General features: G+C 64.5%; 12 protein-coding genes and 5 pseudogenes. 6 read left to right on the forward strand and 11 right to left on the reverse strand.

Going from position 1 to position 15,796, the window contains the following annotated elements; translation table 11 throughout:
* A pseudogene (locus AC1DW9_RS34435) lies at positions 1-289 on the forward strand (transposase); the annotation flags it as partial.
* Positions 290-530: 241 nt separating this feature from the next.
* Here the strand turns inward: AC1DW9_RS34435 and AC1DW9_RS34440 are convergent.
* From AC1DW9_RS34440 to AC1DW9_RS34470, 7 genes and pseudogenes are all read right to left on the reverse strand, one after another.
* Positions 531-1,379 carry an IS110 family RNA-guided transposase gene (locus AC1DW9_RS34440; RefSeq protein WP_441508794.1) on the reverse strand — a complete coding sequence of 283 codons (849 nt, stop codon included), beginning with the start codon at positions 1,377-1,379 and terminating at the stop codon, positions 531-533.
* 335 nt (positions 1,380-1,714) lie between these two features.
* Entirely contained in the window at positions 1,715-2,560 is an 846-nt protein-coding gene (locus tag AC1DW9_RS34445) for an IS110 family RNA-guided transposase (protein ID WP_476855332.1), read from the reverse strand.
* A 197-nt stretch (positions 2,561-2,757) separates the two neighbouring features.
* Positions 2,758-3,792, reverse strand: a complete 1,035-nt coding sequence (locus AC1DW9_RS34450; protein WP_476777259.1) for an IS110 family RNA-guided transposase — start codon at positions 3,790-3,792, stop codon at positions 2,758-2,760.
* A gap of 74 nt (positions 3,793-3,866) precedes the next feature.
* Positions 3,867-4,142, reverse strand: a pseudogene (locus AC1DW9_RS34455) (IS110 family transposase); the annotation flags it as partial.
* 113 nt (positions 4,143-4,255) lie between these two features.
* Positions 4,256-5,079, reverse strand: a pseudogene (locus AC1DW9_RS34460) (IS5 family transposase).
* Between the two features lie 896 nt (positions 5,080-5,975).
* Positions 5,976-6,221, reverse strand: coding sequence for a hypothetical protein (locus tag AC1DW9_RS34465; RefSeq protein WP_441508792.1), 246 nt, complete (start codon positions 6,219-6,221; stop codon positions 5,976-5,978).
* Positions 6,222-6,285: 64 nt separating this feature from the next.
* A complete protein-coding gene (locus AC1DW9_RS34470) occupies positions 6,286-6,600 on the reverse strand; it encodes a hypothetical protein (protein WP_441508791.1) in 315 nt (104 codons plus the stop codon).
* Between the two features lie 448 nt (positions 6,601-7,048).
* Here AC1DW9_RS34470 and AC1DW9_RS34475 point away from each other — a divergent pair.
* Positions 7,049-7,597: pseudogene (locus AC1DW9_RS34475) on the forward strand (ATP-binding cassette domain-containing protein).
* An 88-nt stretch (positions 7,598-7,685) separates the two neighbouring features.
* Positions 7,686-7,751: pseudogene (locus AC1DW9_RS34480) on the forward strand (hypothetical protein); the annotation flags it as partial.
* A gap of 152 nt (positions 7,752-7,903) precedes the next feature.
* Here AC1DW9_RS34480 and AC1DW9_RS34485 read toward each other — a convergent pair.
* From AC1DW9_RS34485 to AC1DW9_RS34500, 4 genes are all read right to left on the reverse strand, one after another.
* The gene (locus AC1DW9_RS34485) at positions 7,904-8,653 is read right to left on the reverse strand and encodes an ABC transporter ATP-binding protein (protein ID WP_441508790.1); all 750 of its coding nucleotides are present in this window, start codon (positions 8,651-8,653) and stop codon (positions 7,904-7,906) included.
* Positions 8,629-9,528, reverse strand: a complete 900-nt coding sequence (locus AC1DW9_RS34490) for an ABC transporter permease (RefSeq protein ID WP_441508789.1) — start codon at positions 9,526-9,528, stop codon at positions 8,629-8,631. The genes AC1DW9_RS34485 and AC1DW9_RS34490 overlap by 25 nt, the downstream gene beginning before the upstream one ends.
* A 3-nt stretch (positions 9,529-9,531) precedes the next feature.
* Positions 9,532-10,566, reverse strand: coding sequence for an ABC transporter substrate-binding protein (locus AC1DW9_RS34495; RefSeq protein WP_476777258.1), 1,035 nt, complete (start codon positions 10,564-10,566; stop codon positions 9,532-9,534).
* A gap of 98 nt (positions 10,567-10,664) precedes the next feature.
* Positions 10,665-12,011: an LLM class flavin-dependent oxidoreductase gene (locus tag AC1DW9_RS34500; RefSeq protein ID WP_441508787.1), complete on the reverse strand. Its 1,347-nt coding sequence runs from the start codon at positions 12,009-12,011 to the stop codon at positions 10,665-10,667.
* Positions 12,012-12,399: 388 nt separating this feature from the next.
* On the opposite strand from AC1DW9_RS34500, the gene AC1DW9_RS34505 reads away from it, so the two are divergent.
* From AC1DW9_RS34505 to AC1DW9_RS34515, 3 genes are read left to right on the forward strand one after another with little or no spacing between them, the layout of a single operon-like run.
* The gene (locus AC1DW9_RS34505; RefSeq protein WP_476777257.1) at positions 12,400-13,425 is read left to right on the forward strand and encodes an ABC transporter substrate-binding protein; all 1,026 of its coding nucleotides are present in this window, start codon (positions 12,400-12,402) and stop codon (positions 13,423-13,425) included.
* Between the two features lie 14 nt (positions 13,426-13,439).
* Positions 13,440-14,345 carry an ABC transporter ATP-binding protein gene (locus AC1DW9_RS34510; protein WP_476777256.1) on the forward strand — a complete coding sequence of 302 codons (906 nt, stop codon included), beginning with the start codon at positions 13,440-13,442 and terminating at the stop codon, positions 14,343-14,345.
* Entirely contained in the window at positions 14,342-15,214 is an 873-nt protein-coding gene (locus tag AC1DW9_RS34515) for an ABC transporter permease (RefSeq protein ID WP_441508784.1), read from the forward strand. The genes AC1DW9_RS34510 and AC1DW9_RS34515 overlap by 4 nt, the downstream gene beginning before the upstream one ends.
* Positions 15,215-15,796: the final 582 nt, after the last annotated feature.

Raw genomic sequence — 15,796 nt, forward strand, 5'->3', positions numbered from 1 at the left:
CGGACGGTTGCGCAGGAGGCACTGTTCTACGAGTTCAGCCTTGAGCGGCATGTCCCGGCCAACCACCTGCTGCGCTCGATCGACCGCTTCGTCGATCTGTCCGGCATCCGTGCGCATCTACGTCCCTACTACAGCGACACAGGCCGGCCCTCGATCGATCCCGAGCTGATGATCCGGATGCTGATCGTCGGCTACTGCTTCGGCATCCCGTTCAGAACGTCGGTTGTGCGACGAGGTCCACCTGAACCTCGCGGGCATGTGTCAACTCCGTTTTGCGTGCCGCTGCGGATCGGGAGCGCCCGGACGAGTTCAGGCTTCTTTGCGTGCTCCACGCTGGCTGCGTCGGCGGACAGGATGGGTTGAGAAGGATCGAACGGCCTAGCTCTGCCTCGCGATTAGACCGGCGAATGCCGTGCCATCGCAACCAGCGATGCGTGCTCGTCCGACCCTCGCACCCTCCCGGGCGCTCTTTTCCGCCGCGGCGACGGAACTATGCAAGTCGATCGCTAAATGGAGCTCCCGCGACGCGGCTAAGCGGCGACCGATCCGGGCGTCGCTGACCAACGGAACTCAGTGCCATCGGTCCACATGCGGTGCGTAATGACCGCGAGCCGGCGTGCGAGAGCAACCTTCGCGACCTTCACGCTGCCGCGCTTCGCCAGCCGCATGGCCCAAGACCTCAGAGAGGACCAGGGACCGTGGTGGAAGAGGACGTGGGCTGCCTGGTACAATGCGGTGCGGACCATCTCGTCGCCGCAGCGGCTAATGCGACCATCGAAGTCGGTCTGTCCGGAGCTGTAGCGTCTCGGCGTCAGGCCGAAATGCGCGCCGACATCTCTCGATCGCGAGAAACGTTCGGGGGCGTCGACGCCCGTGCGATAGGTCAGCGCCACGACCACTCCGACGCCAGGTATGGTCATCAGCCGGCGGCAAACAGGATCGCGTCGCGCCAATTGCCGGCACATACGGTCCAGCACCTCGAAAGCCTCGATCATCGCTCGACGAACGCGCAGCATCGGCTCGGTGATCGCGAGCAGGATTGGATGATCCGCGACGAGCTCCAGGACGCGGACCTCGAAGGCGCTCCGCGTGACGATCCCGATCCTAAGCCCAAACACCTTCAGCGAACCACGCATAGCGTTCTCGATATCGTGCGTCTTATTCAAGAGCTGCTGACGGCTGACGAGTGCCATAGCCGGGACATGCTCGGCGAGGCGAATTCTCAACCGTTTGATAACATGGCGCGGCAAATGAAGGGATACTCGCGGACTACAAGGGTGGCGATGTCGCCGCAGCATTGACAGCAGCCTCATTGCGACTATCTCGCCCGGCTCTTTCGATATGTTCAACGTTATTCGATATTGAGTGAAGTTCAGCATCAACTTGTTTAAGCATCCGAACGGTTTCACTTGTATTCTCAGCGATGCTTACCAGCGTAAGAGTCCTCTCTGATTGGGGGGGTTGAGGTCAAGCTGCTCGTTGTGGTTTCTCCGGCTCGTGCCGCCCCGTGGGTCACACGCTTCTCTTCGCGGTCGGCGCTTGGCCGCCGCATGATGGGGTCAGAAGGGCGAGGCGTCTCAATCTGTTTCACGACCTTGCGGTTTGTGCGGCAGGTTCTGGACTCTCAACGAGATCGCCTCAGCACGGGAACGATCCGGTTCACCCTTTCGGGTTTATGCGTGATGTTTTGCCCTCCTACTTCGCCGTGACGGTGTCATGCTGCGACCGTGGCGCCATTCGCGGGATCCTTGCCCCATCGGAACGCTACGCCATCGCTCCACATGCGGTGGAGGATCACGGCGAGCTTGCGAGCGACCGCGACGCGGGCGCGGGCCATGCCGCGATGCTTGGCGATCTTGATCCCCCAGGCCCTCAGGCCCGACCACTTTTTGCTGCGCACCAGCAGCGTATGAGCCGCCTCATAGAGCGCTGTGCGCGCGAGTTCGTCGCCGCAACGGCTGATCCTGCCCTGGATGTCGGTCTCGCCGGACTGGTAGCGCGCCGGCGTCAGTCCGAGATGGGCGCCTACGTCCCGCGAGCGCCTGAACCGATCGGGCCGATCGATCGTGGCCCGGAAGGCGAGCGCCGTGATCGGGCCGACGCCTGGAACGCTCATCAGCCGCCGGCAGACCTCCTCCTTGCGGACGAGATCCAGGACTTGCTTCGTCAAGCCGGCGAGCGAGGTCAACATGGTAGCCAGCACCGCCAAAAGCGGATCGACGAGTTGCATCACGCAGGGATCGCCCTGCGTCAGTTCGCGCACTCGGACGGCGAAGGTCGGGCGGCCCGGCGTACCGAGCTTGAGGCCGGCCTCCCGCAGGATCGCCCGCACTACGTTCTCGATCGCGCGCATCTCATTCAGGACAGTGCGGCGCGCCGCCAAAAGCGAGCGCCACAGCCGGCACTGCCGGCTCTTGACGTGAACCTGCCGGAACCAGCCCGTCCGCATGATCTGCGCCAGAGCCCGGGCGTCGTTGCGGTCGGTCTTCTCTGTCCCGGCGTTCGTCAAGGGATGGTTTAACGCATGGTCAGTCTCCATCGCATTATCCGCGCACAGCATTGTCGGACCGGCATCGGAACAGTCTTCTCTTCGGGCTCGGCGCGAGGCCGGCACAGGATGGTGTTCATCTGAGCGGGGGCGGAGCTATCTTATTTGCGGCGTTCCCTGGTCGGCCGACGGCGCACCAAACGGACGGTCGCTCTCACCCTCACCCGTCCCTTGCCGGGGACGTCCGCCGAGGCGGATGCTGTAAAAGCTCAGGCTGAGGTGATTTCCGCTTTCCTCCAATAGAACGGCTCGCCTGTTAGCCACATCTTGTGCAAAGTGACTGCGATACGGCGGGCCAGAGCTATTCGCGCCTTCGCGAGACCGCGTGTCCTGGCCACGTTCATTGCCCACGCCTTCATGGAGGACCAGAGCCCCTGGTCGCGCCTCAATGTAATCTGGGCGGCGACATAGAGCATGTGCCGGACGTGTTGATCGCCCATCTTGCTGATCCGACCCGACAGATCAATCTCGCCAGAGCTATATCGCCGTGGCGTGAGTCCGAAATGCGCTCCAACATCGCGGGACCGGCGAAAGCGGGTGGGCTCATCAATGCCAGCCCTGAACGACAGCGCAATGTGAGCGCCGACGCCTGGCATGGTCATCAGCAGCTTGCAGACATCGTCCCGTCGCGCCAACGTGATGATGCGCCGATCGAAGACGGTCCGCTGCCTGAGCAACTCAGCTCGGGCTGCGAGCAAAGGTTCGATCGTCGCCATGATCTCCTCGTGGTCACCGACCCGCGTGCGCACCTCGGCTTCGAAATGGCGACGGCCGAGTGGCAGGCTGATCCCATCGCAACGTAAAAGTCCCCGCACCACGTTCTCGATCCTGACGAGTTGGTCCTGGAGAGTGTTGCGTGCGGTGAACAGAGCGTTGAGCCGCTGCGAACGCTCGGATTTCACCCAGACCGGACGATAGGCGTTCATACGCATCAGCTGCGCGATGCCTCGCGCATCGCTACGATCCGACTTGTTGCGAAGCCCAGCTTGCAGCATCGCCGCCGCGTGACGGGCGTCGATGCAAATCGCCGGTATCTCAAGCTTCGTCAGGCCAGCTTGCAGCCAGGCCGCAGTCGAGCCTGATTCCAGACCAACCTTCTCGCAAGAATAACCGCTGTCGCTCAATGTGCGGGCGATGACCTCGGGGTCGGACGCAACCTTCGCTTCCTTCACGACCTTGCCCTCGGCATCTACGATGCACACCGCAGTTTCCCGCAGCGAAACGTCCAGTCCGCAGTAGAACATGGTGACTTCCTCCACTGGCATCGCGACTTAGGTCGCCGCGCGACAAATTCGCGCCTCCAGCCGGGACACACCATCTTGTTCGGCATTGTCTTCATCGCGGCGTTGGCCTGGCGCGTCTCGATGCAGAGCGCCGGCAAGCCGGCCGCGCGCAGGCTATCGTGAAGCCACGCCGTCAGAGAGCACGCTTCCAGCCCGATGCGCTCCAGAGGCAGGTCGAGCTCATTCAGCGCGACGATCAAAGCCGCAGGCTCGCTGGCCGCACGCGCCTCCTTCACGATCCGCCCGGTTCCATCAACCACGCAGATCGCAGTCTCTTCCAGCGACACGTCCAGTCCGGCATAATAAATCATGGCTGCTCCTTCCCGATGCTTGTGGCCACTCAACGCGGACCACGTTCCAACATCCCGAACGGAGCAGCCACCCGCCGGTTGAGACCCCAATCACCCCATCTGTTTGAGAATGCTCAAGGATGGACGATGCGCCGCAGCATGAGGCTTCCCAGGGCGACGTGGATCATGGCTTCGGAGACGTCGAGGCGCTGTTCATAGTCTCGGACGAGGCGCTTCCAACGGGTCATCCAGCCGAAGGTGCGCTCGACGACCCATCGCCTCGGCAGCACCTTGAAGCCGGGCTGCTTGTCGGTGCGACGGACGATCTCGATGACGAAGTCGCGATAGGCGGCGGCGTCCAGGAGGCGGGTGCGATCATAGGCGCCGTCGGCGAACAAATGCTTGAGCCAGGGCCAGCGCTTGCGGATGGCGGCAACGATGTGCTGGGCGCCGGCGCTGTCGGAGATGTCGGCGGTGGTCAGGTTGACCATGAGCAGCCTGCCATCGGTATCGACGGCGATGTGGCGTTTGCGTCCGACGATCTTCTTACCGGCGTCGAACCCGCGCTTTTCTGCTGCCGGCGCCTTGATCGACTGGCTGTCGACGACGGCTGCGGTCGGTGACTGCTCCCGGCTCTCGCGCTCGCGATCGAGCATCAGCGCGACATCATGGATCGTCTTGAACAGCAGGCGGCGAACGAACCGCCGGAACCACCAATAGACCGTCTGCCAGGGGGGAAATCGTTCGGCAGCATCCGCCAGCCGCCACCGGTTCGGGCAAGATAGCGCAGCGCGTCGAGCACCTCGCGAAGGTCCGTCGTCGGCTTGCGTCCGCGCTTCGCGATCGACGGCAGGAACGGACGGATGAAGAGCCACTCCTCATCCGTCAGATCAGTAGGGCAGCGCTTCGCGCGTTTCTCAAATCCAGCCATCCGGCCACGGTTCGCTCGGGTCCACATCCCAAGCTTGAATCATGCCGCCGCAAGCGCCTCAACCCATTCTCAAACGGTCTCTAAGCGCTCCACCGGCCAGAAATGCTGACACCACGAATACTAGGCCCGCTATGATGATGCCCGCGAAAAAGGGACCTCGCGTCAGGGCGGCCGCCAAGACAAGGACTGTCGGTATGACGACGATGAGTAAACAGACCGTCCCGAAAGTGGACACAATGAACTCTCGAATTCGCTGATTGACCATGCGTTCGCTCCGTCACCGTCTCTGTGAGATTCGTCGCCTGCAAGTTGATCCCGACAAGGGCAGGTGTGTTGACGTGTATCAAGTCGGTCCCGGCAAGCATCCTTTGTCGCGGCACTGGTGACGGGCATAGAAACCGACCTTGGCTTGCGTCGGCTTCCAGTCGTTGTGGCGCATCGCGTGACCGAGCCGCCGCCGATCATTCTCGATCTGATCGTTCAACGCAACGATGGCTGGTATCAAGTCGGCCTCACGACGTGGCTCCTAGCCAAGTTCTGCTCCGATGCCTGTCGGCAGCGCGCCCATCGCAGCCGATTAGCCGTGACAACGCCATGCCCAGCGAGGGAGGTAACGATACCCGGCCCCTGCGACCCTGAGCGCAAGCGAGCCCAGAACCGGGGCGAGGAAGCGCCGCCTTGCCGCGCGGGCGGTCGTGTCCCGCGTAGTGGTGTAGCTGAGGTGGTCATCGGCGATTGCCGGTTAGGTTTGGTTTGCGAACGCCAACCCTGACCCGAGAGATCCCCGATGACCGATGAGATGATGAACCTTCTCGGGCTGCTGGAGGGCCGCTCCGAAGCGGCATGATAATTTGCCCGTCGCCGTGGGTACCAGCGAGCGAGGCTGATACTGGCGCACGAAGAATGTGGATCGGCTTATTTCTTCAGCGCAATGCGGTCGCAGCCCGCTCGGCCAGCACCCCGTCTCGCGCAGCCTCCATCATGCTTCGCGGGATGGTTCGGATCTGCCGCTCCGCCATCGCGAGAACTTCGGTGGGCAGTAATGCGCACTTGTCGTGATAGGCCGAGACAAGCGCGATGCCCCGCACTGCCCACTGATCGTTCGCGGCCGCAGGGGAAGCCACGTTCCCCGCGAGGGCCGCCGCCAGCAGTAAGGGGATCAATTTCATCGTGCTTGCTCCACGTTGAAGGCGTTTGGCGCTTCGGGCTGCGGGTCGCGCCCGCAGCGAAGGGTCAGCGCAGAAGGTGTTCGGCGGCCCTCATCTTGGCCTTCATCGCTACGCAGTACCGGGCAGTGCCGGCTGTCTTGTGGGCAGTCATCACCCGATCCGCCGTCGCGTTGAGCATGTTGCGCGGGACCTCCTTGATCACGACCTTGGCCGCCAATTCAGCCTGCCGCCTGTGGTGGCCGACTAGCGGCGCGCACATCTTGTCGTAGAGGATCAGGTTCATGACGCCCTCCACGATCTTGTTGGTCTCGTCCGCGCGTGCGGCTGGGGCCGCGAAGACTGCGAGAGCAATAGCCAGAAGTGCGGTAGTCCGTTTCATGGCTTGCTCCGATGGCCGGGTTGGGGCTCCCCGCGGTAGCACTGGCTCGCTGTGCAGGACTTGTCGGTTCCCGCCATGCTCATGCTTATCCCCGCCATGGGCAGGCATTGCGGTCGGGTCGCTCGCCGGCCGCCCTCGCCTTCTCATCGCCGACGAGCCGACGACTGCGCTCGACCTCACGGTGCAGCAGTAGATCCTCGCCGTTTTCAGCGCTCTTGCCGGAGCGGGCCACGGCATCCTGCTGATCACCCATGATTTGGCGGTGGCTGCTCAGCTCGCCCACCGGATCGCCGTCATGCAGAACGGTGAACTGATCGAGACGGGGCCCGCCTGGCAGGTTCTCGGCAGTCCCCGCCACGCCTATACGCAACGCCTGCCGGCCGCTGTGCCGAGCGCAGCGACGCGTGACCGCTGGCTGTCATCGCCGGGCTTGCGGCCGAGCCGGGCGATGGATGCCCACACAGAACGAGAGCCGATCTTCGAGATGCGCGATGTCTCGGTCCGGTTCGGGCGGCGTCGGGACGGGACGGTGTTCACCGCGGTGGCCGGCGTTTCTCTGACCGTCCATACAGGCGAAACCTTGGGCGTGGTCGGTGAATCGGAGTCGGGAAAGACGAGACTCGGCAAGGTGGCGCTGGCCCTGCGGCGTCCGGACGAGGGCGAGGTGCTGTTTCGTGGTCAGCCCTGGAGTGCGCTGCCGGAGCGGGCGCGGCGTCCTTTGCGGCAGGCCCCGCTCAGTTCCTTCGATCCTCGCTAACCGTCGGACGGATCATCGACCAGCCCCTGCGCCTGCGCGGAGATCTCAGCAAGGGTCGCGCGCGCGTCGCGCGTTCTGGAACTGCTCCAGCTCGTCAGTCTTCCTCCGACTATTCTTCAACGGCGGCCGGCGAAGCTCTCCGGCGGCCAGCGGCAACACGTCGCCATTGCCCAGGCCCTCCGTGCGAGCCGGTTTTCGCCCTCGACGTCACGACGAAGGCGCAGGTTCTCGATCTGCTGATCGCCCTCCAGGACCGGCTCGGCCTGGCGATGTTGTCATCTCGCATGATCTGGGCGTCATCCAGCATGTCAGCAACCACATCGCCGTCATGAAGGATGGCGAGGTCGTGGAAGCCGGGTCGGTGGAGGACATCTTCGGAGCTCCGAAGCACGCCTACACTCGCCGCCTGCTCGATGCGGTGCCCAAACTCCCGAAGGTTGCGCCCCAGCCAGCCCACCTGCACAGGTGCTACCCTGAAACTATGCCCGTCACCGGACCAGAGGTCCGCGTCACCGCCATCGACGTAACGGCGAAGGCCGATGCACTTCAGGCGACGCGACGCAATTCCTTCTCGGTGACACCGAGGCTGGTCAGCAGCTGCGCACGTACTGCGGCGAAGCGGAGTTCGCGCTGGGCCGGGTCGGAGGGCAGATCGATCGTCAGATCGACGATGAATTGGCCCTGATCGAGAACGAGCACGCGCTGCGCCAGGTGGATCGCCTCATCGACATCATGGGTCACCAACAGAACCGCGGGTCGGTGTCGGGCACAGAGGTCGAGCAGGAGCGCCTGCATCCGCAGCCTGGTCAGGGCATCGAGCGCGCCGAACGGCTCATCGAGCAGGAGGAGTTCGGGCTCGCGCACCAGCGAGCGAGCGAGCGCAGCCCGCTGTTGTTCGCCCCCGGACAATTGCATCGGCCAGGCAGCGGCACGCGCCGTCAGTTCCACCTCACCGAGCGCGAGCAACGCCCGCTCGTCGACTGTGCCGCCCTTCAAGCCGAGGGAGACATTGTCGACGACCTTCTTCCAGGGCAGCAGCCTAGCATCCTGGAACACGACCGAGACCGCATTCGGGGCTTCGAACCGGCCCGAGCCCGGGACGCCATGATCGAGCCCGGCGAGCGCGCGCAAAAAAGTGCTCTTGCCGGAGCCGGAGCGGCCGAGTAGTGCGACGAACTCGCCACGCCCGATATCAAGGTCGACGCCGTCGAGGATCGTCCGTTCGCCATAGTGCCGGGTCAGGCCGCGCACGCGCACGACCGGATCGGGATTCAGTCCGCGAGAATCTTGCGCCATGGCAGAGCCTTTCGGGTGACGAAGCGTACAAGCCAGTCCGAGCTCAGCCCGAGCGCAGCATAGACGGCAAGACAGAGGATGATGACCTCGGTCTGGCCATAGGTCCGGGCCAGGTTGATCATGTACCCAAGCCCACTGGCGGCATTGACCTGCTCGACGACGACCAGCGCCAGCCAGGAATAGGTGACGCCGAAGCGCAGGCCGAGCAGGAAGCCAGGCAGCGCCGCCGGCAGCACGACATGGCGCATGAACTGCGCGTTGCTGAGGTCGAGCGTCTCGGCCAGCTCGATGAAGCGGGCATCGGTGGAGCGCAGGCCGTCATGGGTCTGGATATAGATCGGCGCGAAGGTGATCAGCGCGATCGTCAGGATCTTCATGCCCTCGCCAATGCCGAACCACAGCATCAGCAACGGGATCAGCGCCAGTGCCGGAATGGCGCGCTTGATCTGGATCGGGCCATCGACGAGATATTCGCCGATCCGGCTCAGGCCGGCGATGACGCCGAGCGAGGCGCCGGCGACGATGCCCCAGAACAGCCCCCAGAACGAGCGGACGAACGAGGTCCACAGGTTTTCCTGCAGGCGGCCGTCCTGGACCAGCTCCCAACCGGTGATCGCCACGGTCCAGGGAGCCGACAGGATGCGATCGTCGATCGTGCCGGTGGCCGAGCCGAGGCTCCACAGGAGGAGCAGAAGCGCCGGTCCGATGGCCGCGCCATAGGGAACGGTCGGGCCGGGTCCAAGCTTGCGACGGCGCCGGCGCGACGCGCCGTTCGTGTCGGTCGCTGAGATGGGCTCGGCCGCGCCGAGTCGCAGCCAGCCGGGCCGCACCCGGCCGGTGGCGCGGCGCGCATTCGGGAACGAGAGATCCGCCATGGCTCACTCTCCCTGATAGGCCGCGCCAGCGACCGTCTCGAAGCGTCGGTCGAACAGCGATCGCGCCTTCAACACGGGCTTCTTCAGCTCTTCGGCGAGCAGATCGATCGTCTCCTGTTGGCGTTCGATCGCGCCGCTCCAGTCGAGCGGCAAATCCGGGCTGCCGTTGGACTCGACGAGGAAACGTCCGGCCTCCGGTTTCAGGCCCTGGTCCTTGACGTAATAGCCCGTGATCCATTCCTCAGGATGGGTCTCGATCCACTTCACAGCCCGGCCCCAGGCTTGGACATAGGCGCGGATGGCGGCGGCCTTGTCCGGATCCTCCAGCGAGGATTTCGCCACGTAGAGATAGGAAGGGTCGTCGCGCAGACCGTGCGGCAGGGCTTTGGCGCCGTCCCTGGCATAGTTCTGGACGAAGCGCTGTTTGTTGGCTTCCGCGATCGGGGCCGCGTCGACAAGCTTGCTCGCCAACGCGTTCACATAGGCATCGCCGACGCTGGGCAACTCGACAAGCTGGACATCGCCATGGCTGAGCTTCAGCTTCTTCAGCAACCGCAGCACCAGCGCCCCCTGCGCCTGGCCCGGGCTGAAGGCGATCTTCCTGCCCTTCAGGTCTTCCAGCTTCGCGATGCCCGAGCCCGGCGCCGTGGCGATGACGTAGATGGGATGGCCGATCGGATCGAACCGGAACTTCGCCGCGACGATCTTCACGTCAAGGCCGGTCCACTGGGCGTGAATCGGTGGGATGTCCGCCACCGAGCCGATATCGAGGGCCTTTGCGCGAAAGGCCTCGATCGTCTGCGGCCCGCCGGAAATATTGGCCCACTCAACCTTGAACGGCAGTTTCGCGAACTCCCCCGAAAGCGTGAGTGCCACGCGCGTCTGCGGGTCGCCGATCACCAGTTTCGTCCCCGGCGCAATGCTGCCGGGAAGCGGCGCGGTCTCCGCCAGCGGGCCAGCGCTGGCGGGACCAGCCAGCACCAGGGCTGCCGCAAGCAAATTCCGGAAGATCGATGGCAGGCCGTGCGATAATTTCATCGGATGTCCTCAGGACGTGTGCGCGACGCATCAGGCGGCTCCGCCTCGCGGCGTTGCTGCGTTGCACGTTTGGGAAAATGCAGCTGGCCCAGGCGGGCTCAGGCGCTCTTGCGCCTGGCCGCGGCATAACCGCTTTCGGGCCGAGGCAGGCCGTAATGGTCACGCAGCGTCGTGCCGGAATACTCCTCGCGGAACAGGCCGCGCTTGCGAAGGATGGGCACGACCTCGGCGACGAAAACGTCGAAGCCGCCGGTCAGCCAGGGCGGCATGACGTTGAAACCATCGGCTGCGCCAGTCTCGAACCAGGCCTGGATCTCGTTTGCGATGCGCTCCGGCGTGCCGGCGAGGACCCAATGGCCGCGCGCTCCGGCAAGACGCTTGATGAGCTGGCGAATGGTCGGTTTCTCGCGATCGACGATATCCACCACAAGTTGGAAGCGGCTGGCAACGCCTTTGGGGCCGCTGGTATCGATCACATGGCGTGGGAACGGACCGTCGAGATCAAAGCCGCTCAGATCGACGCCGAGCATGCGCTTGAGTTGCTCCAGCGACGCGGCCGGCTGGATCAGATCGTTGATTTCCTCCTCCAGCTTGTCGGCCTCGGCCTGCGTCGAGCCTATGAACGGGCTGATGCCGGGCAGGACGCGGATCTGCTCAGGCCGGCGGCCGAGCGCGACGGCCCGCTTCTTGATGTCCGCGTAAAAGGCCTGCGCGCTTGCCAGGTTCTGGTGGGCGGTGAAGATCGCCTCGGCGTGCTGCGCAGCGAAGGACCGGCCATCCTCTGACGAGCCCGCCTGGACATAGACCGGTCGGCCCTGCGGCGAGCGCGAGACGTTGAGAGGCCCGCGCACCCGATAGTGCTTGCCGGCATGGTCGATGCGGTGGACCTTGTCGGCATCGGCAAAGACGCCGCTTTCGGGGTCGACGACGAGCGCCTCATCCTCCCAGCTGTCCCAGAGTTTGGTGACGACCTCGAGGAACTCGCGCGCTTTCTCGTAGCGGTCACCGTGTGGCGGATGCTCCGGCAAGCCGAAATTCTGGGCCGCGCTGGCATCGCTGGTGGTGACGATATTCCAGCCCGCCCGCCCGCCGCTGATGTGGTCGAGCGAGGCGAACAGCCGAGCAAGATTGTAGGGTTCGTTGTAGGTGGTCGAGGCTGTGCCGATCAGTCCGATCCTGCTCGTTGCCGCCGCGATTGCGGTGAGCCAGGTCACCGGCTCGAAGCGTATGCGTGAGGAGTAGCGGACGTTCTCCGGCAGCGAGGGGCCGTCGGCAAAGAAGATCGCATCGAACTTGGCGGCTTCAGCGCGGCGTGCCAGCTCTTGATAATAGCTGATGTCGAGCACCCGACGCGGCTCAGACTCCTTGTAGCGCCAGGCCGCCTCATGATGCCCGCCGGGATAGATGAAAAGGTTCAGCGTTAGTCGGCGCTCAGGCTTGGACATTGAAACCTCGCTTCGCATCGCCACTCGAGGGCAGGTCGGGGCGGGATTGGCCCGCATTCGCCTGGTCCCGCGGCTCTCTCGCCACGCCAAAAGCATGCGGGCCCAACAACCGATGGGTCAAGAGAAGCGTTTTTTAAAGAGAACAAACCTTGGAGAACAACCAGACTGCCTCCGCCCGCCGGCCCGGAAAAATGTAGAACCCGGCCTGATCTTTTCCACGCGACACAGAGTTTATCTCCTGAACGCGGTGAATGGGGGTGAACATCCTCGTTCGGATCGTTCTATAAAAAGAACATTCTCATTGACGCGCCTCATCCACGTCGTCAGATTCCGGATCATCGTACGGGCCATTCGGCGCCGACCAATTCGGATGCATCGGGAGCGAACCATGAAGCCAGTCACCCTGCTCTGGCGCCGGCGGGCGATAGCCCTCCTTGGTCTCTTGGGCCTCGCAGCCGCAGGGCCGGCCAGGGCCGCTGAAGGCCAGCTGCGCATCGCCAAGCAATTCGGTGTCGTCTATCTGCTCCTGAACGTCGCCGAGGATCAGAAGCTGATCGAGAAGCACGGCAAGGCAGCCGGCATCGACATCAAGGTCGACTATGTCCAGCTCTCCGGCGGCGCGGCCGTCAACGACGCGCTGCTCTCGGGCAATATCGAAATCGCCAGCGCCGGCGTCGGCCCATTGTTCACGCTCTGGGACCGCACCCATGGCAAACAGAACGTCAAGGGCATCGCCTCGCTCGGCAATTTTCCCTATTACCTCGTCACCAACAATCCGAACGTGAAGACGATCGCCGACTTCACCGAGAAGGACCGCATCGCCTTGCCGGCGGTCGGCGTCTCCGTGCAGGCGCGCATCCTGCAATGGGCCTCCGCCAAGCTTTGGGGCGACAAGGAATTCGCGAAGCTCGACACGATCAGCGTGACCCTGCCGCATCCCGAGGCGGCCGCCGCGATCATCAAGGGCGGCACCGAGATCACCGGGCATTTCGGAAACCCGCCCTTCCAGGAACAGGAACTGGCCGATAACCCGAAGGCGCGCATCGTCCTGAACTCCTATGACGTCCAGGGCGGCCCTGCCTCCTCGACCGTGCTCTACGGCACCGAGAAATTCTACAAGGACAGCCCCAAGACCCATAAGGCATTCCTCGATGCGCTGGACGAGGCCGCGAAATTCATCGTCGCGAACCCGGAACAGGCTGCCGATATCTATCTCAAGGCCACGGGCGCCAAGACCGACCGCAACTTGCTGCTCAAGGTGATCAAGAGCCCCGAAGTGACCTTCAAGGTCGAACCGCAAAACACGCTCGGCCTCGGTCAGTTCCTGCATCTCGTCGGCGCGATCAAGGTCGAGCCCAAGGTGCTCGGCGACTATTTCTTCGCCGATCCGCGCATCACGACGGCCGGCAGCTGAGCCGGCGGGGCACGATGACGCTGGTGGCCAACCGCGACGACCGGGCTGCAACCGGGCTGGAGGAACAGTCCGTCCGCAATCAGGTCGCGGCCCAGGCGTCGGGCCGGCAGGTGGCCCAGACGCCCCTGCCCGCGCCGCTGCTGCAGGTCGCCGGCGTGACGCTGGAATACCACACGCCGGAACGCGTCGTGCGGGCCACGCATCGCGTCGATTTCGACGTCTACGGGGGCGACCGTTTCGCGCTGCTCGGTCCGTCCGGCTGCGGCAAGTCGACCTTGCTGAAGGCCGTGGCGGGCTTCATCCGGCCGACCGAGGGCGAGATCACCCTGGGCGGCGTGCCGGTGCAGGAGCCGGGGCCCGACCGCATCGTCGTCTTTCAGGAGTTCGACCAGCTCCCGCCCTGGAAGACGGTCGCGCAGAACGTCGTCTTCCCGCTGCGCGCTTCGGGCGCGGTCGGCCGGCGGGAGGCGCAAGAGCGCGCACGCCACTACATCGACAAGGTCGGGCTCTCGCAGTTCGCCGACAGCTATCCGCACCAGCTCTCCGGCGGCATGAAGCAGCGCGTCGCCATTGCGCGCGCGCTCGCCATGCAGCCCAGGGTGCTACTGATGGACGAACCTTTCGCCGCGCTCGACGCGCTGACGCGCCGCAAGATGCAGGAGGAGCTGCTGGCGTTCTGGAACGAGGTGCGCTTCACCCTGCTCTTCGTCACCCATTCGATCGAGGAGGCGCTGGTCGTCGGCAACCGCGTCGCGCTGCTCTCGCCCCATCCCGGCCGGGTGCGCGCCGAGGTCAACAGCCACGAATTCGATCTCTCCAGCGTGGGCAGCGGGGCCTTCCAGGCCACGGTCCAGGGGCTGCATCAGCGCCTGTTCGAGACCGATCCGAAAGCGGCGGCAGTGGGGGGCCAGCCGCGATGAACCAGCACGTCTCCCCGCCGATCCGCCCGGAATACGACCGGACCCTCGCCCCCTTCGTCGAGACACCGCTCGAGCGCGCCCTGCCGCTGGCGGCGCGGCTTTGGCAGCAGGGCTGGTTGCGCAAGGCGGTGATCATCGCGTTGCTTGCGCTCGCCTGGGAAGGGCTGGCGCGCTGGCAGGACAACGACCTCCTCCTCCCCAGCTTCCTCGCCACCATGAAGGCTCTCGCCGAAGGGCTTGCGAGCAGAGAACTGCTGGAGCGGGTGCGGATCTCGCTGACCGTCCTGGCGCAAGGATATCTCGCCGGCATCGCGCTTGCCTTCCTGCTGACGACGCTGGCGGTCTCAACCCAGTTCGGGCGCGACCTGCTCTCGACACTGACGGCGATGTTCAATCCGCTGCCGGCGATCGCGCTGCTGCCGCTCGCCCTGCTTTGGTTCGGGCTGGGCTCCGGCAGCCTGATCTTCGTGCTGATCCATTCGGTGCTCTGGCCGCTGGCGCTCAACACCTTCGCCGGCTTCCAGGCCGTGCCGGAAACGCTCCGCATGGCGGGGCGAAACTATGGGCTGAAAGGCCCGGCCTATGTGCTGCAGATCCTGATCCCCGCAGCGCTGCCTGCGATCCTCTCCGGCCTCAAGATCGGCTGGGCCTTCGCCTGGCGTACCCTGATTGCCGCCGAACTCGTCTTCGGCGCAGCCTCCGGCCGCGGCGGCCTTGGCTGGTACATCTTCCAGAACCGCAACGAGCTCTATACCGACCGCGTCTTCGCGGGCCTCGTCATGGTCATCCTGATCGGTCTTCTGGTCGAGAATGTTGTCTTCGCCACGCTCGAACGGGTGACCGTACGCCGCTGGGGCATGACACGCTGAGCCAAACGGTATTCCCAACCTCGCAGGGACATTTGAAGCTCGCATCGCCGTCCGCATCCCGCGCGTAAATTGGGACGAGAGGCATCGTTCTCTCGTCCGACTGAATTGCGCCAGGGGACTGGGACGATTTCTGCCAAGAATGTCGGTCCGCTTGTCGTTGCGTGGCGAAGTTGATCTGCAAGCCATGGCATGCAGGCTCATCGCTACGGCGCGCCAGGATGCCTTCAGCTCGTGCCAGACAGGCGGTCGGGCAAAGCGTCAGCCGAGAATCTTCGCGCCGAGTGACGCCTCAGATTGAATGCGAGGCTCAGTTCCACCCGCCGGGTCCGGGTCATCAAAGGGGAGGCCGTCGCGTTCTGCGTCGCCCTCCCCTCGGCGCCGCCGCCCTAGGTCAGCTGGTGCAGGGCAAAGCCGGGCTGCGGCGTGCTGACAAGCCGGCCGGCCACCACGGCGTCGATCCCCATCACAGTGCTCAAATCGCAACCCAAGACGCCAGCGCGACCGACGTTACGACCATCACAAGCCATTCGGCGCGGTAGAAACCGAGGATCGCCTTAGTCGAGCGACCCTCGACGACATCCG

The sequence above is a fragment of the Allobosea sp. P4_E12 genome, assembly GCF_056401655.1.